Genomic DNA, 20,892 nt, shown 5'->3' with positions numbered 1-20,892 from the left:
CGCCGGCCTTGATTCCTGCACTCTGACAACGCATCAGCAGGTAGCGGAAGGCAGATCAGGGAGAGGCGATGTGACCGGCAGTCCGGCGACGGCATCCAATACGACGCCGCTGACCCCCGACATCTGCGTTATCGGAGGCGGCGCCGCCGGACTTTCCCTTGCGACAGCAGCGGCACTCTTTGGCGTATCGGTCGTGCTGGTGGAGCGCGACCGCCTGGGGGGGGGCAAGGACGCTGTCATCTCGAACGCGCTGATCGCCGCCAGCACACGGGCGAGACTGCTCCAGGACGCCGGCCATTTCGGCATCGCTGCCGGTGCGCTGGATATGGATTTCGTCAAGGTGCAGGCGCATATCGCCGGCGTCGTCGCGGCACTGGCCCCCAACGAAACGGCCGAGCGCCTGGCGGCATTGGGCGTCACCGTGATCAACGGCGAGGCCCGGTTTCGCGACCGCAACACCGTACAGGTCGGCGATCGGGAAATCAGGGCAAGGCGCTTCGTCATCGCAACGGGCTCGCGCCCGGCGGCTCCGTCAATTCCCGGCCTGGACAAGACCCCTGTCCTGACAGTGGCATCCGTTCTCACCCTGAACCGCCGCCCGGAACGTCTGATCGTGCTCGGATGCGGCTCGGAAGGGGTTGAACTCGCGCAGGCGATGCACCGCCTCTGCAGCAGCGTCACGATCGTTGGATCCGAAGACCTGCTTGCCGACGAGGACCCGGAGGCCGTGATGCTGATCCGCCGCGCTCTGCTGCGTGACGGGATCGCGCTGCACGAACGGGCCACGATCCTGCGTGTCGAAACCCCGCGCAATCGCGTGCGCCTCGTCCTGGCCGGGACGAAGAGTGAAGCGGAACTGCCCCTGGAGGGCACGCACCTGCTGGTCACGAGTAACCGGCAGCCGGCGATCGCCGCGCTCGATCTCGAACTTGCAGGCATTGCCAGCGATGCCGGCGGCATTGTCGTCAACAAGGGCCTGCGGACGGCCAACCGGCGTGTCTTCGCCATTGGCGGCTGCGCCAGTGGAAACCGACACGGCGCTCACCTTGCTCATGCAGCGAGCCACCAGGCGAGCCTGGTTCTCCGCAATATCCTGTTCCGCCTGCCGGTGAAGACGGACGCAGCGGCGCTACCAAGAGTGACCTCCTGCGAGCCTGAGCTTGCCAGCATCGGCCTGTCGGAGGAGCAGGCCCACAGGGCGGCGCGGGACATCCGGATCCTGCGCTGGCCCTACGCCGAAAGCGACAAGGCGCAGGCCGAACGGCAGACGGAGGGCTTCGTCAAGCTCATCACCGACGGCAAGGGCCGCGTTCTCGGCGCCACCATCATTGGTGCCAAGGCCGGCGAGCTGATCGCGCCCTGGTGCCTGGCGATCGAGAAGGGGCTGAACGTCAAGGATATGGCCGGGCTGGTCCTCCCTTCTTCGACCTTCTCGGAACTCTCGAAGCGGGCTGCCCTCTCGGTCTACTCTCCGCTTGCGTCCCGGCCGGGCATTCGACGGCTTATCGGCTTCCTGCGCCGCTTCGGATAAGCTCGCCGCATGGAGTCGCCACGCCTCGACAAGCAGTCGCTTTCCGTCAGCGTACCACGCAGCCTGACKCGGCTCGGCCTTTCCGCAAAGCTGCTGCTGCTGACCGTGCTTTTCGTGATGCTGGCGGAAGTGCTGATCTACTTGCCGTCCGTCGCGAATTTCCGGCGCAACTGGCTGAATGACCGCCTCGCAGCCGCACAGATCGCCGTGCTGGTTCTTGAAGGCGCTCCGCCGGAGGGCCTGCCTGAAGGCAGCGAGAGCCGCCTGTTGATGGGCGTCGGCGCACGCGCCATCGCCGCCCGTGTCGGGGGTGCGCGGCGCCTTCTCAGCCTCGATTCCATGCCACCCGAAGTGGCGCGAACCGTGGATCTGCGCCAGATGGGCTGGCTCACCTCCATCATCGAGACTCTCGACACTCTGATTACGCCTGCCCATGACACGCCGATCCGGGTCATCGGCGAGGCGGTCGGCGGCGCCGACTTCGTCGAACTGATCATCGACGAGGCGCCGCTGCGCCGCGCGATGCTGGTGTTCTCAGCCAATATTCTGCTGTTGTCGCTGCTGATCTCGGGGCTGACGGCGGGACTGGTCTATMTTGCCCTGAACTGGCTCATCGTCGGCCCGATCCGCCAGGTCGCCGCCAATGTCATGGAGTTCGAGGCCGACCCGGAGAACCCGCACCGGATCATCACGCCGAGCCAGCGCGCGGACGAGATCGGCGAGGCCGAACGGGCGCTCGCACGCATGCAGATGACGCTGGCGGACGAGCTGCGCACCAAGAAGCACCTCGCCGAACTCGGCCTGGCGGTCAGCAAGGTCAACCACGACCTGCGCAATATGCTGGCTGCGGCCCAGTTGATGTCGGACCGGCTGACCGAAACGCGGGACCCGAAGATCAGGCGCTTTGCGCCGCGCCTGATCGCCACGCTCGACCGCGCCATCGCCTTCTGCCAGGCGACGCTGGCCTATGGCCGCGCCGCCGAGGCGACGCCGACCCTGCGCGAGGTCGCGCTTCGGCAGCTTGTGGCCGATGCGGGCGAACTGCTCGGCCTCGCGGAAAGCCCGACCGTGAGCTTCGCCAACGAGGTTCCGGCGGAACTCATCCTGCCCTGCGACCCCGACCAGATGGCGCGCGTCCTGCTCAATCTCATGCGCAATGCCGTCGAGGCGCTGACCCGTGCGGGCGCCGAAGCCGGCCGCCAGCCGACCCTGACCATCAGTGCGGCGCGCGAGCTTCATGAGGTCGTTCTGCGCGTCTGCGACAATGGTCCCGGCGTTCCGGAACGGGCAAAGGCCAATCTGTTCCAGGCCTTTCGCGGCTCGGTCAATCCCGGCGGCACCGGGCTGGGCCTCGCTATCGCGGCGGAACTCGTCCGCCTGCATGGCGGCTCGATCGCGCTCGAACCCTCGAAGATCGGAGCCGTCTTCAAGGTGGCGCTGCCGATCAGAGGCGGGAACTGAGGGCCCTACTGGCTCGCCCAGATCACCCGCGCCATGAAGGCGATCTCGGATGATGCGAGCACCCGGTCGGGCTGCTCGGGATTGAGCGAGGCGAGTTCGACGGTCCTGGCAGTTTCGCGCTTGAGCTGCCTCGCCAGCACCTCGCCTTCAATGGTCATGACCACGACCCGGTCGCCTCGCCTCACGGCAGCCGCCGGAGAAACGATGATGATGTCGCCATCGCGGTAGATCGGCAGCATCGAATCGCCGGCGATCTCAAGCGCATAGGCTTTCTCGTCGGACAGGCCGGGAGACGCGACCTCCTCCCAGCCGGAGCCGGCGGGCAGGCCGCTGCCATCGAAGAATCCACCCAACCCCGCCTGTGCGAAACCGAGCAGGGGAATGGTGGGCGCGGGCGCCGCGGCGCGGTGCATCACCACGCTCATGAACTCGTCGAGCGAAGCGCCAGTAGCCCCCAGGATCTTGGCGATCGACTCGGTCGAGGGCCAGCGCTCGCGGCCATCCGGGCCGATGCGCTTGGAGCGGTTGAAGGTCGTGGCGTCGAGGCCGGCCCTGCGCGCCAGCCCCGACGGCGTGAAGCCGTAGCGCTGGGCCAGTGCATCGATCGCGCTCCAGATCTGGTTATGGGACAGCATCGGACAGGCCTCTGATCCTGATGTGCCGGGAGAGCAGGACAAGGATAGGAAATATCCCCTACTCGATGAGACCTCAATCTGATTTCCGATGAACGGGTCCGGGATGATTTGCCCGGAGCCGGTTGCACCCGCTATGGCGTGTACAACGCCGAACCAACGAGACGTCCCGTGCCCCTCATCTACAAGATCTGCCCCGAACAGCTCTGGCGTGACGCTGAGCTCGCCGGGTCATTCAACGGCGCTGCCATCGATCTCGCCGACGGCTACATCCATTTCTCCACAGGCGGACAGCTTCGCGAAACGGCAGAAAAGCACTTCGCCGGTCAGAGTGGCCTCCTGCTGATCGCCGTGGACGATACGGCACTCGGCTCGGCGCTGCGCTACGAACCCTCGCGCGGCGGCGCGCTCTTCCCGCATCTCTATTCGGCCCTCGCCCCCAAGATCGTGCGCTGGATTGCGCCGCTCGCCACGGGGACGAATGGCAGCCCCGTCATTCCGGAGGACATTTCGTGATCGGCAGCCTCTTCAACCTCGCCCGGCCCCTGATCCACAAGCTGGATGCCGAGATGGCGCATCGCCTGACGGTTGCCGCACTGGCGGCCGCACCGGCGTTGAAGCCGGCTGCCGACGATCCGATCCTGGCGACCGAGGCTTTCGGGCTCGCCTTCGCGAACCCGATCGGCCTGGCGGCCGGCTTCGACAAACATGCTGAGGCGGTCGATGGCGCCCTGGGGCTCGGCTTCGGCTTTGTCGAGGTCGGTGGCGTGACGCCGCTGCCGCAGCCCGGTAATCCGCGCCCGCGTGTCTTCCGGTTGCCCGAAGACGAAGCCGTCATCAACCGGTACGGATTGAACAGCGAGGGCATGGAAGCGGTCGCGGCCAGGCTCGCAGCCCGCCGCAAGCGCGGCGGCATCGTTGGCGTCAATCTCGGCGCCAACAAGGACTCCGCCGACCGCGCCGCCGACTACGCCATCCTGGCCAGGCGGCTCGCGCCGCTTGCCGATTTCCTCACGGTCAACGTCTCCTCGCCCAACACGCCCGGCCTGCGGGATCTGCAGGCGGAATCGGCGCTGGACGACCTGATCGCGCGAGCGCTCGCCGCCCGCGACGAGGCCGGACAGGCCACAAGCCGCYGCACGCCCGTTCTGCTCAAGATCGCCCCTGACCTGACGCTGCCTGAACTCGACGGCATCGTGGCCGTGGCTCGCAGGCGTGCGATCGACGGCATGATCGTCTCCAACACCACTGTCGCACGGCCGGACAGCCTGCGGGGAGCCTCTCGCGGCGAAACCGGCGGCCTCTCGGGCCGACCGCTCTTTGCGTCCTCGACCCGCATCCTCGCCGAGACCTATCGGCGCGTCGAGACGCAGTTCCCGCTGGTCGGTGTCGGCGGCGTCGACTCCGCTTCCGCCGCCTTCGCCAAGATCAGGGCCGGCGCCAGCCTGGTGCAGTTCTATTCGGCGATKGTCTTCAAGGGGCCCGCCCTCGTGAGCGAGGTCAAGACGGGGCTGGTGCGTGAGGCCCGCCGTGCCGGGGCGAGCCGGATTGCGGACCTAGTCGGCCGCGATGCCGAGGCGATCGCGCGGGGAGAGGGGCTGTAAGGCGCAGCCAGCGTCTCGGGCCGTGGCGCTCACGCCATGGCCGGCTTGCGCCGCATCCGATGTTCTAGCCTTCTGTGTTTGCATCGGCTTTCCCGAAAGCCGCAATCCACTTTTCGGGCCGATGCTTTAGCGCCGCGAGGCGAACAGGCGAGAGAGCAGCCAGATCGGGACCACGACCAGCGCTCCTGCGAGCACCCATTGGCCGACCTCGCGCACGGCGCCAAAACCGAGATCACCAAGCGACCGCAGGAAGCGCGCCACGGCGTCGAAAAGTCCGCGCGGCGTCAGCCCGAGAAAGGCCATGGCGGCGCCGACGAGCAGTGAAATGAAGATCAGCCGGACAAGAACGCTGAGAAACGAACCGCCCAGGAAGTGATCGAGATTGCCATTGGCCATTGCCGGAATTCCTATCGATAGACGAGACGGGCCATAGAACGGTTGAACCGCGCCTGAATGGCGAACAGCCGCCTCATCGGAACGCTCAGATCGTCGCCGACGCGCCCGCCGTCGCCCATGCCGTTCCCGCGATCTTCGAGGCGGCTATCACGGCCTGCGTACGGCTGTCGACATTGAGCTTGGTCAAGATGGCCGAAACATGGGCCTTCACCGTCGCCTCGGAGACCCCGAGCTCATAGGCGATCTGCTTGTTCAACAGCCCTTCCGAGAGCATCATCAGGACACGGACCTGTTGCGGCGTCAGCGTCGACAGCCGCCGCACCATGTCGGCGATCTCGGCATCGACCGGCGCTGAAAGATCGACCCCCGGCGGAGTCCAGACGTTGCCCTCGAGCACCGCTCGAATGGCCTCGCCCATCTGCTCGACCTCGGCCGTCTTCGGCAGGAAGCCAAGCGCCCCGAACTCGATGCAACGGCGGATCACAGCCGGGTCGTCATTGGCCGAGACGACGATGACCGGGATTTCCGGGTGATCGGCCCGCAGGAACAGCAGGCCGGAAAAACCCTGGACGCCGGGCATCGTCAGATCGAGCATGACGAGATCGGCGTCCCCGTCCTCGGCCAGCGCTTTCGTCAAAGCCTCGAGCGAACCAACCTCGCTCACTTCCGCCCCTTCCAACGCATGCGATACGGCCTGACGCAAGGCGCCGCGAAAGAGCGGGTGGTCATCTGCGATGACGATATGCGTCGGTGTTTGCCGGTTCATGCTGTCATCCCCTCCACAGCCCTGCCTATTCTGCCCCATAGGCGGGCGCAGGCTCAAGCATTTCAAGCCGATAAGACGGTATGAGCGCTGCAAACCGGCACGGAAGCCTGTGAACCAGAATGGCGCTTGCGGCAACGCAACAGAATATTCGCCTTTAGACTCCGGACCGACACTTCAGCCCTGCACCGGCAGGAGCGTCTCCAGCGCCTCGATACGGTCCGCCTCACGCGGCGGCTTATCCCAGCGAATGCGGCTGATCCGGGGAAAGCGCATGGCGAGTCCGGATTTATGCCGGGTCGAACGCTGCAGCCCCTCGAAGGCGACTTCCAGCACCAGTCCCTTGTCGGCTTCATGCGTGACCTCTCGCACCGGGCCGAAGCGGTTCAGCGTGTTGCGGCGCACGAAGCGGTCGAGCTCCAGCAACTCCTCGTCGGTGAAGCCGAAATAGGCCTTGCCGACCGGCACGAGTTCCTCGCCTTCCTCCGTCGTTCGCCAGACGCCGAAGGTGAAATCCGAATAGAAGGACGAACGTTTGCCGTGACCACGCTGGGCGTACATCAGCACGCAATCGACCAGCCGCGCATCCCGCTTCCACTTGTACCAATACCCTTTCGGCCGGCCGGGCAAATAGGGCGAATCAAGGCGCTTGATCATGCAGCCCTCGACGGCTTCGGCATCGACGCCGGCTCCAGAGGCCTCGGGGTCTGCGCGCGCGGCCGCCAGTTCCTCCCAATCGCTGAAGGCGATCGGCGGTGACAGATCCACCACTGCGGAGGACAGCCGCGCGACAAAGGCCACGAGCCGCTTGCCGCGTTCGGCGAGCGGCAAGTCGCGAATGTCCTCCTCGCCATCGACGAGCAGGTCATAGGCCCGGATATGAGCCGGATACTCCGCCAGCATCTTCGCGGTGACGCTCTTGCGGTTCAGCCGTTGCTGAAGCGTGTTGAAGCTCTGGACGGCATTCTCGCGGCGCACCAGCAATTCGCCGTCGAGTGCGCCGTCGAGAACGAGCGCCTCCGTGACATCCGGGAAGGAGGCGCCGATATCCTCGCCGGTCCGTGAATAGAGCCGGGTGATGCGGGCCCCATCGGCGCGCGTGCCGCTGACCGCCTGAACGCGGATTCCGTCCCATTTCCACTCGGCCTGGAACTCCGCCGGAACGAGCTTGTCGAAATCGCCCTCCTCGATCGGGTGCGAGAGCATGGCGGGGCGGAAGGGCGCCGGATCCGTCGCGGCCGGCCGCGGTCCCCTGCCTTCCAGCCAGGCGAAGAGCGGCTCATAGGGCGGCTCCAGCCCGTGCCAGACCTGCTCGATCTCGTCGGGCTCGACACCGCCGAGGCTCGCCGCTGCCGTCTTGGCGAGCCGGGAGGAGACCCCGATACGCAATGCGCCGGTGATGAGCTTGAGCAATGCCCAGCGTCCGGTCTCATCGAGCGCATCGAGCCAAGACGCGATCAGGCGGGGCAAGTCCGTCTTGCCGGAGTTTCGCAGGCCCGAGACGACATCGGGCAGGTGTGGCGCCGCATTCGCACCGTGCCGGGCCGGCCACATCAGGGCTATGGTCTCCGAGAGATCGCCGACATAGTCGTAGGATAGCGCAAACAGCACCGGGTCCGTACGCTCGGCGATCAGCGCCCGGATCAGGCCCGGCTTGGCGTTCTGGAACACCAGGCCGCCGGTCATCGCGGCCAGTGCCAGCCCCCGGTCCGGATCAGGCGTAGTGCGCAGGTAATCCGCGATCAGCGCGAGCTTCGCATTGCGGCGCGGTTCATAGGCAAGCCTGTCGAGCAACCAGGCGAAACGGTTCATCCTGCCCTCCCCCGCAGCAGTTTCAGGCAAACGTCAAGGCTGGCGCCGGGGCCCTGCCTGTCCCGAAATTCCCTCATCAGGCCATTCACCGGCGTTCAGTCTCCATTCATGAACGAAACCTTACCAGCCAAGGGAGCAGTCATGAGGATGTCGGGATGCGCGCCGCGATGCGGTTCTTTGCCGTGAATCTCATTGTGGCCTTGGCATTCGCAACGTTGCAGATCGGCAGCGCTGCAGCCGCGTCCTTTGAATGCCGGGAAACGCCGATGATGCAGGCGGCGATACCGCTCCCTGCCGTCGCAGCCAAGATCAGCCGCGAGCATAAGCTCGACATCCTGGCCATCGGCTCGTCTTCCACGGAAGGGATCGGCGCGTCCTCCAAGGACAAGAGCTACCCCGCCCGTCTGCAGAAGCTGCTTGGTCAGAGCTGGCCCAATGCCGCCATCAGCGTCACCAATGCCGGGATCGGGGGCGAAACCGCCCCGCAGACGATCGCGCGCCTGAAAAGGGCCCTGAGCGAGCGGCGCTATGATCTCGTCATCTGGCAGGTCGGCACCAATGATGCGGTGCAGGGTGGTGATCTCGCCGCCTTCGAGGCCATGGTCTCCGACGGCATCACGGCAGTCCGCCAGGCCGGCTCCGGTCTCGTGATCCTCGACCCGCAGTATTTTCCGACGGTGAAGGATCCCGAACGGTATCGCAGCTTTGTCGAGGCCATCGCAGACACGGCACGCAGCCGCTCGATCCCCGTTCTCTCGCGCTACAACACGATGCGCGACTGGCATCGGCGCGACGCCAATGCGTTCGCCGCGGTGCTCGCCAGTGACGGCTTCCATATGAGCGACACCGGTTACGATTGCCTGGCGCGGGACATGGCCGTCTCGCTGCTCGGCATGACGCTGCCCGGCCGCTCCCACACCGCGCAGGCCGCACAGTAGAGGCGGCTGCCGGCTGCTAGAGCTGCGCGGCATCGGCCGTCTCGCTCACGGTTTCGGCCTCGCCCTCGTCGCCATAGCCGACAAGATGCAGCGGCTTCGCGTTCAGTCCGACCGTCCCGCACCAATGGACCAATGCGTCGGCCTCACCATGGGTGACCCAGATCTCGCCGGCGCCGGTTTCTCTGATCGTTGCCTGAAGATCGCCCCAGTCGGCATGATCTGAAACGATCAGCGGCAATTCCACGCCCCTCTGCCGCGCTCTCGCCCGGATCCGCATCCAGCCAGACGCGAAGGCGGTCACGGGGTCCGGAAATTTCCGCGCCCAGAGATCCTGAATCGAGCTTGGCGGGCAGATGACGATCTCTCCGGCCAGCGCCTTCCGATCGCTCGCCGAAACCAGGCGCGTCTCCCCGACGGGAACTCCTTCCGAAGCGTAGAACTCCGTCAGGGTCTCGAGCGCACCATGGATATAGATGGGCCGCTCGTAGCCGGCCTCGCGGATCAGAGCCATGACACGCTGCGCCTTGCCGAGCGAATAGGCGCCGACGATATGCGTCCGCTCGGGAAAGAGCCTGACCGATTCCAGCAGCTTGGCGATTTCGGCACCGGCCGGCGGATGGCGAAACACCGGCAGGCCGAATGTCGCCTCGGTGATGAAGACATCACAGGAAACCGGTTCGAAACCGGCGCAGGTCGGGTCGCGTTCGCGCTTGTAATCGCCGGAGACGACGATCCGCAGCCCCTTGCTCTCGACCACGATCTGGGCGGAGCCAAGGACATGCCCTGCCGGGACGAAGCGGATATCGACCGGACCGATCGACGTCATCGCGCCCGGCACCGCCTCCTGCCGGCTCTGCGTAAAGCCCTCGCCATAGCGCAAGGCCATGATCGCCAGCGTCTCGCGCGTCGCCAGGACGGCGCCGTGTCCCGCCCGCGCATGGTCGGAATGGCCATGGGTGATCAGCGCCCGCGTCACCGGGCGAACCGGATCGATATGAATGTCAGCCAGCGGGCAATAGAGGCCGGCCGGCGTCGGGATCAACAGCTCCGAAGGGCGCATTGTCTGGTCTGGTGCATGGGCGTGAGATAAAGTCGATCGCTCATGGAAAAAATCCAGCCTCGTTTCTCGACGTCGTCCGGCGATCCCCGACTCGACCGCCGCTATGAATGGGCGGCCGCCGCGCTCTCCGAGGGAGACGCCGCAACAGCCGTCGATCTCCTCGATCAAACGCTCGGGGAGGCGCCGGGTTTCGTCGCGGCCTGGCATCTCTACGGCAAGGCCAAGGCGAAACTTGGCAGCAAGGAGGAGGCCGCGGAAGCATGGCGGCAATGCCTGGTTCTCGATGATGCGGATCATCTCGGGGCCAGGCTCGATCTCGCGCGCATCGGCGCGATTCCGGCGGAACTGGCCGCCTCCGATGCATTCTCCGGCCGTCTCTTCGACGAATACGCCGAACGTTTCGATAGTCACCTCGTAGAATCCCTGTCCTATCATGGTCCAGCCCTGCTGAAGGACGCACTTGCGCGGGCCTGTGCAGCGCAAAACCGCGCCCTGTCCTTCGCCATGACACTCGATCTCGGTTGCGGCACCGGGCTGATGGGCGAAGCGATCAGAGCCGAAACCGAGTTTCTCGCCGGCTGCGATCTCTCGGCCCGGATGATCGAGAAGGCGCGCGCCAAGTCACGCGATGACGGAGGCCCGCTCTATGACAAGCTCGCCGTGGCGGGCCTCGTCGAATTCCTCGCAAGCCGCCGCGATGCGTCGGCCGATCTGGTCATCGCGGCCGATGTCTTCGTCTATCTCGGCGAACTTGCGCCGGCCTTCGCTCAAACGGCGCGGGTTCTGACAGCCACGGGCCTGGTTGCCTTCACCGTGCAGGATCATGACGGCGAGGACGTGATCGTCGGTGAGGATCGTCGTTTCGCCCATGGCGAACGCTGGCTCCGGCGGCAGTTGTCCGAAGCTCGGTTGACGCCGCTCCTGCTGGAGGCCGCAAGCACGCGGAAGGACCGCGGGAAGCCGGTGCCGGGGCTGGTTGTGGTGGCGGCGCGCGCTTAGGCCAACGCAAGGTCTCAGGGTCCCATGGCCCAAAGGGGCGGGATTTCACTCTCGCCCCGCACCGCCTATCTCTATCCCGCATGGATGCCCCCGCCGCCTCCCTCCCGCCAGGATTCGCCGACTGGTTCGCTTATCGCGGCTGGACTGCACGCCCGCATCAGCTTGCATTGCTGGAAGAGGCGCGCGCCGGGCGCTCGACCCTGCTCGTCGCGCCGACCGGCGCCGGCAAGACGCTTGCGGGCTTCCTGCCCTCGCTGGTCGAGCTCAGCGAGGGCAATGGCCGCCGTGACGGCCTGCACACCCTCTACATCTCGCCGCTCAAGGCTCTCGCTGTCGACATCGCCCGCAATCTCGAGACGCCGATCCGGGAGATGGCGCTGCCGGTCACGGTCGAGACCCGCACGGGAGACACCTCCGCCGCCAAGCGCACCCGGCAGATCGCGCGACCGCCGGACATCCTGCTGACCACGCCGGAACAGCTCGCCCTCCTGGTCTCGCACCGGGATGCGAAGCCGTTCTTCGCCAGCCTCAGGCGCGTCGTGCTCGACGAGTTGCACGCGCTCGTCACCTCGAAGCGCGGCGACCTGCTTTCGCTCGACCTGGCGCGGCTGCGCAAACTCGCGCCAAAACTCTCGGCTGTGGGCCTCTCGGCGACGGTGCGCGAGCCGGCCGACCTGCAGCGCTATCTCGGCGGGGTCGGGACTTCGGCCGGGCTGGTCGCCGTCAAGGGCGGGGCAAGCGCGCGGATCGGCATCCTGCAATCCGCCAACCGCCTGCCGATGGCCGGGCACACCACCGGCCATGCCATTCGCGACGTCTACAAGGCGATCGGCGATCACCGCCTGACCTTGGTCTTCGTCAATACGCGCATGCAGGCCGAGTTCATGTTCCAGGGCCTGTGGAACATCAATGACGACAATCTGCCGATCGCGCTGCATCACGGCTCGCTCGACGCCCAGCAGCGCCGCAAGGTCGAGGCGGCGATGGCCGCGGGCAAGCTGAAGGCCGTCGTCTGCACCTCGACGCTGGATCTCGGCATCGACTGGGGCGATGTCGACCTGGTCATCAATATCGGCGCGCCGAAGGGCGCGAGCCGGCTGATGCAGCGCATCGGCCGCTCGAATCACCGCATGGACGAGCCGTCGCAGGCCCTGCTCGTTCCCTCCAATCGCTTCGAACTTCTGGAATGCCGCGCCGCCCTCGACGCTGTCGCTGAAGCCGCTCAGGACACGCCTGAGCCCCGTATCGGCGCGCTCGATGTGCTGGCCCAGCACGTGCTCGGCATCGCCTGTTCCGACGGTTTTGCTCCGGACGCGCTCTACGAGGAGGTGCGCACCGCGTCGCCCTATGCCGGCCTTGCGCGGGTCGATTTCGACGCCGTGGTCAATTTCGTCGCGACCGGCGGCTATGCCCTGCGCAGCTATGAACGCTTCGCCAAGCTCCGGCGGGGCAAGGACGGGCTCTTCCGCGCAAGCAACCCGCGCGTGATCCAGCAATATCGCATGAATGTCGGCACCATCGTCGAATCGACCATGCTCAAGGTCCGGCTTGGCCGGCTGCGCAGCGCAAGGCCCGGCCAGCCCGGCATGCTGAGCCGCGGCGGCCGTATCCTGGGTGAGATCGAGGAGTATTTCGCGGAGACGATGACGAGCGGCGACACCTTTGTCTTCGCAGGCGAGGTGCTCCGCTTCGAGGGTATCACCGAGAACGAGGTCGTCTGCTCGCGCACCAATCCGGGCACCGACCCAAAGATCCCGTCCTATGCCGGGGGCAAATTCCCCCTCTCGACCTTCCTCGCGGCCCGCGTGCGCGCCATGCTCGCCTCGCCGCAGGAATGGGCCAGGCTGCCGGACGAGGTGTCCTCCTGGCTGCATGCGCAAAGGCTGAAGTCGCGCCTGCCCAAACCCGGCGAGTTGCTGGTCGAGACCTTTCCGCGCGGTGGGCGGTTCTATCTTGTCGCGTACCCGTTCGAGGGCCGCCTCGCCCATCAGACGCTCGGCATGCTGCTGACGCGGCGGCTGGAGCGGGCCCGCATGAGACCGCTCGGCTTCGTCTGCAACGATTACGGTATCGCGGTCTGGACGTTGGGCGACATGTCGGCGGCGGTCGCCCGTGGAGCGCTCTCGCTCGACGAACTGTTCGCCCAGGACATGCTCGGCGACGATCTCGAGGCATGGCTCGCCGAATCGGCTCTGATGAAGCGCACCTTTCGCGCCTGCGCCATCATTGGCGGGCTGATCGAACGCCGCTTCCCCGGGCAGGAGAAGAGCGGCCGGCAGGTCACGATGTCGAGCGATCTCGTCTACGACGTGCTGCGCCAGCACGAGCCTGACCACGTGCTGCTGAAAGCCGCATGGGCCGACGCTGCAACAGGCTTGCTCGATATCCAGCGGCTCGCTCAAATGCTGACACGAATCAGCGGCCGGATCGTGCATCAGCCGCTGGACCATGTTTCGCCGCTCAGTGTTTCGGTAATGCTCGAAATCGGACGCGAGGCGGTTCATGGCGAGGCAGCCGACGAGATCCTGGCGGAGGCTGAAGCGATGATGCTCGAAGAGGCGATGGCGTGACGCTGCCCGCAACCAACGAATTTTCAGCCCGTGAGGCGGGAGCACTCATGCTCGGGCGGCTCGCAATCGTCCCCGATCTCTCGGGCGCGCTGTGGCTGCCCGAAGAGCGCACGCTCGTCGTAGCCGATCTGCATCTGGAAAAAGGCTCGGCCTATGCGGCGCGCGGCATCTTCCTGCCGCCCTATGATTCCGCGACGACGCTGGCGACGCTGACGGCCGCGATCCTGCGTCACGCTCCAGCGCGCGTCATCGCGCTTGGCGACAGCTTTCACGACCGCGGCGCGGAGGAGCGGATCAGCAGTGACGATCTGCGCTCCCTGCACCTGCTGCAAAAGGGCCGTGACTGGCTCTGGGTGACCGGCAACCACGACCCCGCGATCAGCCGGACGATGGGCGGCGAAACTGCGGCCTGCCTCGCGATTGCAGACGTCGTGCTGCGCCACGAACCCGATGCGGCTGAGGCCGGCTTCGAGATCGCCGGGCATCTCCACCCGGCGGCCAAGATCAGGATGCGCGGGCGGGCCCTGCGTCGCCGCAGTTTCGCGCTCTCCGGGCGGCGCTGCATCCTCCCGGCCATGGGCGCCTATGCCGGCGGGCTGAACCTTCGCGATGCCGCCTTCCGTCCGCTTTTTCGCGACGGTCTGACGGCGCATATGCTCGGCGACGGCAGGCTCTTCCGGATCGATCGGCAGTTGCTGCTGGCGGACTGATGCGGGGCCATCGTTCCCGGAGAGCGCCAGCGCACCCGGCTCTGAGCTGAAGCAATCTCTCCATTACCAATGGAGTGCTCGACAGCAGCAGGATCGCCGAGAAGGACCGGTTCCGACTTTTTCACATGCTGTTTGCCCGCTACGGGTTGCGTCCGGCGGGGGCTTGTGGCATCAGGACGCCGCTTCGGAACGACGCCGCGCCTGCCATCGCCGATTTCGCGATTGAACGGCGCTTCAAGGCTTACGGTCCTGCTGCGGTAGCTCAGTGGTAGAGCACTCCATTGGTAATGGAGAGGTCGAGAGTTCAATCCTCTCTCGCAGCACCAGCCCAACACGCCTGAAATCACGCAAATCAATGTGAGCATGGGTTACACACCCGCTTGGCGGTACGTGGGCGGCCGGTATGCCTGTTCTCACAGCTCGCCATCGCCGATATCCAAGGACCGGCATCCGTCCCTTGGAAATACCGATCGGACAGCCACCCCATCACAGATCGTCACATTGTGCTGAAACCGAGCCTCACGGACTGATCGCTCCGTCCTCCCATCGCGCTCGCGACCGCTGCTACCGTCAGACAGGCTCTGCGCGTGCCGTCACGGCCCCGCGCATCTTCTCAGTGTAGTCCGTCAAGCTCGGCCAGACCGAGGCGATGACGTCGAGTTCGGCCAGGGACGACATCGTGTCGCCCTGGGCCAATGCAGGACGCAGTCGTGCCTGGGCTGACAGGAGCGCTTGCCCCTCTGGCGTATTGCGCAGGCTTGCCTCGCCCAGCACCGTGAAGATCGGCGTCGCTTCGGTGCGCCCGCGAACGGCGATGCGGTCGAGTTCAAAGACAAAGAAGGCGTCCTCGATCGCGCGCGCGGTCCCGTCTCCGATGACGACCGGCACCGCGTAATCCTTGGTCACGCCCTCCAATCGCGACGCGAGATTCACGGCATCGCCCAGAACAGAGTAGTCGTAACGCCAGCGCGACCCGATATTGCCGACAACGCACATGCCGGTATTGACCCCCACTCCGACGGCAAGCGGCGGCAGACCGGGCTCCTCCATCTGGAGTTCCCCATTCAAGCGCTCGACCGCCTGCGACATTCTTAGCGCGGCGGCGATGGCAGCACTCGCATGGTTCGGATCGGACAGCGGCGCATTCCAGAATGCCATGACGCAATCGCCCATATATTTGTCGATTGTGCCACGGGCCTCCAGGACCTGTTCCGATAGCGCATCGAGAAGGCGGTTGATGATGCTGGTCAGCCGGATCGGGTCATCTTTCAGGCGCTCCKACAGGCTGGTGAAGCCACGCACGTCGCAGAACAGGACGCTGATCTCGCGCCGCTCGCCGCCCAGCTTCAACGAATCGGGATTGCGCGCGAGTTCCTCGACCAGATCGGGCGTGACGTAGCGGGAAAAAGCCTGCGAAACGGCGGCGCGCAGCCGGCGCTCGCGGGCGTAGTCGATGCCAAAGCGTGCGCCGAACCCTATGAAGGCCGCAAGCGTCGGCGTCACCGGCGGCAGCCAGACTCGGCCGTAGCGCAGCAGGAGCCAGCTGCCGGCGGCAATGGCAATGACGCTTGCCGCCGCGATCACGCCCGTGCGCCAGGTGATGGCCGCCGAGCCCGTGCCGCAGCCGATCAGGGAGCAAACCAGGACGACGGCTGCGATCGCGCTGAGTGGTGCGGGTCTGATCCAGAGCCCATGCCTGAGATTATCGAGCAGGGTCGCGTGGATCTCGACGCCCGACGTCAGTGTTCCGGTTTTCGTGGTGTAGGGGGTGGAAAACGCATCGTTCGCACCGGAAGCAGCAGTCGGGGCCGCCTTCAGGTTGAACCCAACCAGCACGACCTTGTCTTTGAGGAGGCCTGGCGGAAGAAAGGCTGCCGGGTCGAGCGCCTGATAATAGGAGACCGTCGGATAGGTGCGTGGTCCGCCGAGATACTGGATCAGGACACGCTCGGGGATAGCGGGCAGGGGTTCGCCAATCTGGCCAAGGAGCGCGGCGGCAAAGCTGCCTTCGATGCGTGGCATTCGCCGCAGGACGCCGTCGCTGTCGAGATCGACGGAGGTCACACCGGTTTCCGCGCCGTTTTCCGTGAACGCCGGCAGGGGCTCGACCAGCGAGACCTGCGTGCCATGGTCCATGGCGATGACTTCGCGATCTGCCGCCAGCACCATGCCGGGTGCGAGCGCAGCGGCAAGAGCGGCATCGGCGGCTTCACCCGACGGTTCCGAGAAGATGATATCGAGGCCAATGACCTTCGCGCCTGCCTGCTTCAGGCTCTGGACCAGGCGGGCGTGAGTTGCGCGCGACCAGGGCCAGCGCTCGGACAATTCGGCGAAGGACGGCTCATCGATTGCGACGATCACGGCCCCGGGCTGATCCGGCTGGGGCGGGGCGATCATGGTCAGGATATCGAAGACCCTGGCCTCGACGATCCTGATGCCGGCGCGGCCATGCAGCGGCACGATGAGAAGCGAAACCAGCGCTGCCAGTAAAATGTTGCGCAGGCGGGGGCGCCCGCGCAATTCGATCTGCAGGGCCCTGTAGCGGTGAAGCAGAGCCGCGGCGACCCGGCCTTGAGCAGGCGCTGCGCGCGCCATCAGAACCGGACCTTGAGCGAGCCGGCAATCGTGCGGCCCGCACCGAGGATCGCTTCGCTGGTGCCGACGCGCGCGGCGACCTGCTCGTAGCGCCTGTCGAAGACGTTGAGCAGGGAGAGTCCCAGCAGAAAGCGCCGATCCGGCGTTTCGTAGCTGGCCGCGAGGTCGGTGGTCCAGAAAGGATCGAGCTTGACGCCGCCGGGACTGTCGTAGCGCTCACCGATATAGTTCTCGATCACCGAGAACTTGATGCGGCTGGGATGGACGAAAGTCAGCCCGGCGCGCGCGAAGCGACGCGGCACGAACGGCACGTCGACTTCCAGGCCGTTCGCGTCGATCGTACTGGAATTGGCCATGCCGATGGTGCCGAAGACGCCGATGCCATGCGTCAGCCAGATATTCGCGGTCGCCGTGACATAGTCGATCCTGGCCTTGTTCAGGTCGAAGCTGTCGAGCGTGTCGGGGAAATCGAGCCGCAGGTTTCGGGCTCGCTGGTTCTGGTACTCGACTGCGGTGAAAATGTTCTGGGTCCATTCGGCGTCCCAGCGCAGCGCCACCGTTTCCTTGTTGCCGCCGAGCTGGACCGGCAGGGCGTTCGGAACCAGCCCCACCGTGGTCACCGGTGACAATGTGAACCCGTTCGGCAACTCGGTGTCGCGCCGCCAGGCCGCGCGCAGCCAATGGTTATCGATCGGGGAGAAACCTATGCCGATGCGCGGATCGGCATAGGTCTTGGACCGCGACGGCCCCATATCGGCGCCGAGCAGCTGGATGCCACCCTCGATCTGGATCTTGTCGGAGGGCTGCCATTGCAGATTGGTATAGGCGCGACCGGCCGTGAAATTGCTGCGGGTGCCGTCAAAGGTGTCGTTGCTTTCCAGGAACGAAATGAGGGGAATGGACAGCGTCGCGCCTTGCGCGATGAAGCTGCGAATGCGTCCGCTCTGGCCTTCGAGGCCGCTGCGCAAGGTGAAATCGCCGAAGCCGAAGGTATGGCTGAGCGCGGCCGTGACTGAATCGACCTTCGTGTCCTTCCGCTCGCGCGTGTCGAGCGACAGGAAGAACGGCCCGAAGGTTGGATCGTCGATGACGGCGGCATTCGTCACAGTCCGACGCTGTGACTGATCAGCCCCGGTCGCGACCACTGCACCGGTCAGCACGTTGCGGTAGCCGAATGTGTGGCTCCAGCCGGCGCCGGCCTGATAGGTCTTCACGGAATTGGTATCAGCGTCGAAGAGGTTGATCGCCGGAGCGATCAGATCCGGCTTGGCTGAGTTCACCGTGCCCCAGAGCAGGAAGCGATCGGCCGCACTGGGCGCGATACCGACGAATGCCGCCGCCGACTGGCCGTCTTCGCCGCCGGCCCGGCCGCGGCGATTGCCCGTGTCGATCCGGTTATAGGACAGGGAAACCGATGTCGGCACCGGCTCGTTGCTGAAGGCCTGGACCATGGCCTCGCTTTGCCAGCCGTTGCGGCCGTTGCGGCGTATGAGAGAGCCGCCGAACTCGATGTCGATGAAGGGCCGGCGCAGCAGATCGATGCGGCCGATACGGCCGGAGACCGCCAGCGGATCGAAGAACAAGCCCTGCAGGATGAGGTTGCCGGCGACATCGGCGGTACCGCCTTCGATCTGGTCGAGCGTCGGGCGGGCGAAGAGCGGCCGGGCGCGGCGCGCTGCCGATTGGTCGAAATAGCTCGTGGCGCTGAACGGATCGGCGACGCGGTCGGTGTAATAGCGCCCCCAATCCTCGAGGCTCAGCAGGCGATAGGCCTGCCCGAGATAGGAACCACCGGTCTTCGTCGTCGCCAGCGCCGCGAAATAGCCCCCACGGTTGCGATAGCGTCTCACAGCCTCGCGCGCATTGATGATGGCGGCATCGGCCTCGAGCTGGTCGACGGCGATGGCAGTCCGGGTGATGGATATGATGGGATCGTTCTTGTCGAGACGGTCGGCATTGTCGAGCGCCTGGCCAGCCACTTCCAGGTCACCACTCTGATATTGGGCAATGGCGACCGCGAGCAGACTCTGCGCGTCAGCTGGATTGGCGGCGCTTCCGGCGAGCGTGAACTCCAGCGCCTTCGCCATGTCGCCCTTCTGCAGGTAGTAGCGCCCCTTGGCGGTGTAGGCGGCATCGAGCGAGGGATCGAGCGCCAGTGCCTTCTCGATCAGCCTTCCGGCTTCATCGACGCGGCTCTGGTCGAGCAAGAGAGTGGCGAGATTCGCATAGGCAACAGGATCATCGGGATCGACCGCGATAGCCCGCCGGAAGGCACGCTCGGCCTCAAGCGGCGCATCGCGGGCGCTCTCGGCGAGGCCAAGGCCGTTCCAAAGCGTGGCCTCGCCGGGAGCGACCTCCGTGCCGCGCGTGAAATCGGCAACGGCCCCATCGAGATCGCTGTCGATGCTGCTCTTGAGGTAACCGGAGGCCAGCAGCGTCTCGGGGCTGTCGGGATCGATGGTGCGCATGCGCTCGACGGTGGCCCGCATCTCGTCGCGTCGGTTCAGGAGCAACGAGACCTGCGCCGACACCATCGAGGAGAGCAGGTGGCGGGGCGCCGCCTTCTCCGTCTGACGCAGCACGTTTGCCGCCTCTTCCAGGCCTTTGCCGAAGCCCATGACATAGGCGGCACAGACATTCTGGTCCGCTCCACCGACGCGTGGCATTGGCAGCACGCGCTTGGGTTCGGCCATCGTGGCGGCGGCGTAATAACCGCATCGCGCCGTCAGTTGCTGGCGCCCCGTCGTGCCACGTGCCGCCCGCGCGAACAGCGCGGCTGCTTCCTTGTAGCGCTTGGCCGAACCCGCGAGCATCGCCTCGACGAGATCGAGGCGGGCGCTCTGGCTGGAACGGTTCGCCTGCGTCTCGCCCGTACCGCGCCGCGCCGCAGTCCAGTCCTCGTCCGGGCCCGGGATGAAAGCCGGACGCTGGCCGAGGCGCCGGCGCGCCTCCGCCACCGCCTGCAGCACGATCTCGCGCGGATCATGACCCATGCCATTTTCCGCAATCGCGACCCAATCCTCAGTCGTGCGCGCCGGGATCGGGATGGCGGCGAGCCGCGCGCGCTCGCTGCGCCGTGCCGCACCGTCGAGGCGGGTCGCCGGCAGGCCACGGAACAGGCCGCGCAGCTCCATGTAGAACAGCATCTGCTCGCGATCGTCGGACCTGACCAGAACGGTCTTGGTCGGACGTTCTCCGATACGCGCCGTTGCGCCTTCGCCTTGCTGGACCGTGACCGAGCCCTGGGGGTTGCTGAACTCGACTGTGCCTTCCAGCACGACCAGCGACGTGCGGTCGCCCTGGACCGACAGCGACCAGTCGGTGCCGCGGATCGCGGCCGAGGCGGCCGGCGTCTTCACGGTCACGCCAGTACCGCCGCGCGAGGCACGAGCCCAGACATTGCCATTCGGCACTGTCAATTCGGTCGTGCCCGTCGCCGCTGCGACCTGGTTGACGACGAGCGTCGACTGGCGCCCGACGCGGATCGTCGTCTGGTCCTGAAAGGTGATGCCGAGCGTCCCGATCTCACCGGTACGCAGCGTATCGCCACCAACCACGTCCTGGCGCACGACGGCCGGGTGCCAGCGCGGCTCTCGCTGCAGCTGGAGTTCCTCGCCCCCCTTTGCGGAGACGATGGCGCCGGCGCGAGGCGTCGATCGCGGTACAGGCTCCTGGGCCGATCCCGCCGTCGACGTTGCGGCCACAACCATGAGGCCGGCAAATCCCCGGCGAACGACGCGGCGGAACATGGTGAAGCCCCCGGAGCAATCCAAAACCGTCTAACTAGCTTTTGCTGGTTACAGGTATTAGGGGATGACCTA

Annotated in this window: 15 protein-coding genes and 1 tRNA gene; 9 read left to right on the top strand and 7 right to left on the bottom strand. The window is 66.1% G+C overall.

What is annotated here, in order from left to right:
- Positions 1–70 precede the first annotated feature (70 nt).
- Positions 71–1,531, top strand: a complete 1,461-nt coding sequence (locus AC1DIO_RS08815) for a dihydrolipoyl dehydrogenase family protein (protein WP_441506026.1) — start codon at positions 71–73, stop codon at positions 1,529–1,531.
- A 9-nt stretch (positions 1,532–1,540) separates the two neighbouring features.
- A complete protein-coding gene (locus AC1DIO_RS08810; RefSeq protein ID WP_476853337.1) occupies positions 1,541–2,992 on the top strand; it encodes a sensor histidine kinase in 1,452 nt (483 codons plus the stop codon).
- Positions 2,993–2,997: 5 nt separating this feature from the next.
- Here AC1DIO_RS08810 and AC1DIO_RS08805 read toward each other — a convergent pair whose 3' ends face one another.
- Positions 2,998–3,627 (bottom strand): S24 family peptidase, encoded by a 630-nt coding sequence (locus AC1DIO_RS08805; protein WP_441506025.1) that lies wholly within the window; start codon positions 3,625–3,627, stop codon positions 2,998–3,000.
- A gap of 168 nt (positions 3,628–3,795) precedes the next feature.
- Here AC1DIO_RS08805 and AC1DIO_RS08800 point away from each other — a divergent pair, with 168 nt between their 5' ends.
- Positions 3,796–4,140 (top strand): DUF952 domain-containing protein, encoded by a 345-nt coding sequence (locus AC1DIO_RS08800; protein ID WP_441490141.1) that lies wholly within the window; start codon positions 3,796–3,798, stop codon positions 4,138–4,140.
- On the top strand, positions 4,137–5,228 hold the full coding sequence (locus AC1DIO_RS08795) for a quinone-dependent dihydroorotate dehydrogenase (RefSeq protein ID WP_476853336.1): 1,092 nt from the start codon (positions 4,137–4,139) through the stop codon (positions 5,226–5,228). The genes AC1DIO_RS08800 and AC1DIO_RS08795 overlap by 4 nt, the downstream gene beginning before the upstream one ends.
- A 126-nt stretch (positions 5,229–5,354) precedes the next feature.
- Here AC1DIO_RS08795 and AC1DIO_RS08790 read toward each other — a convergent pair whose 3' ends face one another.
- The 3 genes from AC1DIO_RS08790 to AC1DIO_RS08780 all read right to left on the bottom strand — a co-directional run bounded on the left by AC1DIO_RS08790 (position 5,355) and on the right by AC1DIO_RS08780 (position 8,199).
- Entirely contained in the window at positions 5,355–5,624 is a 270-nt protein-coding gene (locus tag AC1DIO_RS08790; protein ID WP_069877667.1) for a DUF6460 domain-containing protein, read from the bottom strand.
- A gap of 85 nt (positions 5,625–5,709) precedes the next feature.
- The gene (locus AC1DIO_RS08785) at positions 5,710–6,390 is read right to left on the bottom strand and encodes a response regulator (RefSeq protein ID WP_441490143.1); all 681 of its coding nucleotides are present in this window, start codon (positions 6,388–6,390) and stop codon (positions 5,710–5,712) included.
- Between the two features lie 174 nt (positions 6,391–6,564).
- A complete protein-coding gene (locus AC1DIO_RS08780; RefSeq protein WP_441506024.1) occupies positions 6,565–8,199 on the bottom strand; it encodes a cisplatin damage response ATP-dependent DNA ligase in 1,635 nt (544 codons plus the stop codon).
- A 155-nt stretch (positions 8,200–8,354) separates the two neighbouring features.
- On the opposite strand from AC1DIO_RS08780, the gene AC1DIO_RS08775 reads away from it, so the two are divergent.
- Complete coding sequence (locus tag AC1DIO_RS08775; RefSeq protein ID WP_441490145.1) at positions 8,355–9,137, top strand: SGNH/GDSL hydrolase family protein; 783 nt, start codon at positions 8,355–8,357, stop codon at positions 9,135–9,137.
- A 16-nt stretch (positions 9,138–9,153) separates the two neighbouring features.
- Here AC1DIO_RS08775 and AC1DIO_RS08770 read toward each other — a convergent pair whose 3' ends face one another.
- Positions 9,154–10,197, bottom strand: coding sequence for a ligase-associated DNA damage response exonuclease (locus tag AC1DIO_RS08770; protein WP_476853335.1), 1,044 nt, complete (start codon positions 10,195–10,197; stop codon positions 9,154–9,156).
- A gap of 42 nt (positions 10,198–10,239) precedes the next feature.
- On the opposite strand from AC1DIO_RS08770, the gene AC1DIO_RS08765 reads away from it, so the two are divergent.
- The 4 genes from AC1DIO_RS08765 (at position 10,240) to AC1DIO_RS08750 (ending at position 14,802) form a co-directional block, all read left to right on the top strand.
- Positions 10,240–11,196, top strand: a complete 957-nt coding sequence (locus AC1DIO_RS08765; protein ID WP_441490147.1) for a class I SAM-dependent DNA methyltransferase — start codon at positions 10,240–10,242, stop codon at positions 11,194–11,196.
- Between the two features lie 80 nt (positions 11,197–11,276).
- A complete protein-coding gene (locus tag AC1DIO_RS08760) occupies positions 11,277–13,766 on the top strand; it encodes a ligase-associated DNA damage response DEXH box helicase (RefSeq protein WP_441506022.1) in 2,490 nt (829 codons plus the stop codon).
- 47 nt (positions 13,767–13,813) lie between these two features.
- The gene (gene pdeM / locus AC1DIO_RS08755; protein ID WP_441506134.1) at positions 13,814–14,476 is read left to right on the top strand and encodes a ligase-associated DNA damage response endonuclease PdeM; all 663 of its coding nucleotides are present in this window, start codon (positions 13,814–13,816) and stop codon (positions 14,474–14,476) included.
- 251 nt (positions 14,477–14,727) lie between these two features.
- Positions 14,728–14,802: transfer RNA gene (locus AC1DIO_RS08750), tRNA-Thr, on the top strand.
- Between the two features lie 244 nt (positions 14,803–15,046).
- Here AC1DIO_RS08750 and AC1DIO_RS08745 read toward each other — a convergent pair.
- Positions 15,047–17,071 carry a CHASE2 domain-containing protein gene (locus AC1DIO_RS08745; protein WP_476853334.1) on the bottom strand — a complete coding sequence of 675 codons (2,025 nt, stop codon included), beginning with the start codon at positions 17,069–17,071 and terminating at the stop codon, positions 15,047–15,049.
- Positions 17,071–20,820: a FecR domain-containing protein gene (locus tag AC1DIO_RS08740; RefSeq protein ID WP_441507229.1), complete on the bottom strand. Its 3,750-nt coding sequence runs from the start codon at positions 20,818–20,820 to the stop codon at positions 17,071–17,073. Before AC1DIO_RS08740 ends, AC1DIO_RS08745 begins: the two co-directional genes overlap by 1 nt.
- Between the last annotated feature and the right edge of the window lie 72 nt (positions 20,821–20,892).

This window comes from Allobosea sp. 05T439, assembly GCF_056396005.1.
The sequence above is the reverse complement of the archived record's forward strand: the minus strand, read 5'-3'. Positions and strand labels throughout refer to the sequence as shown.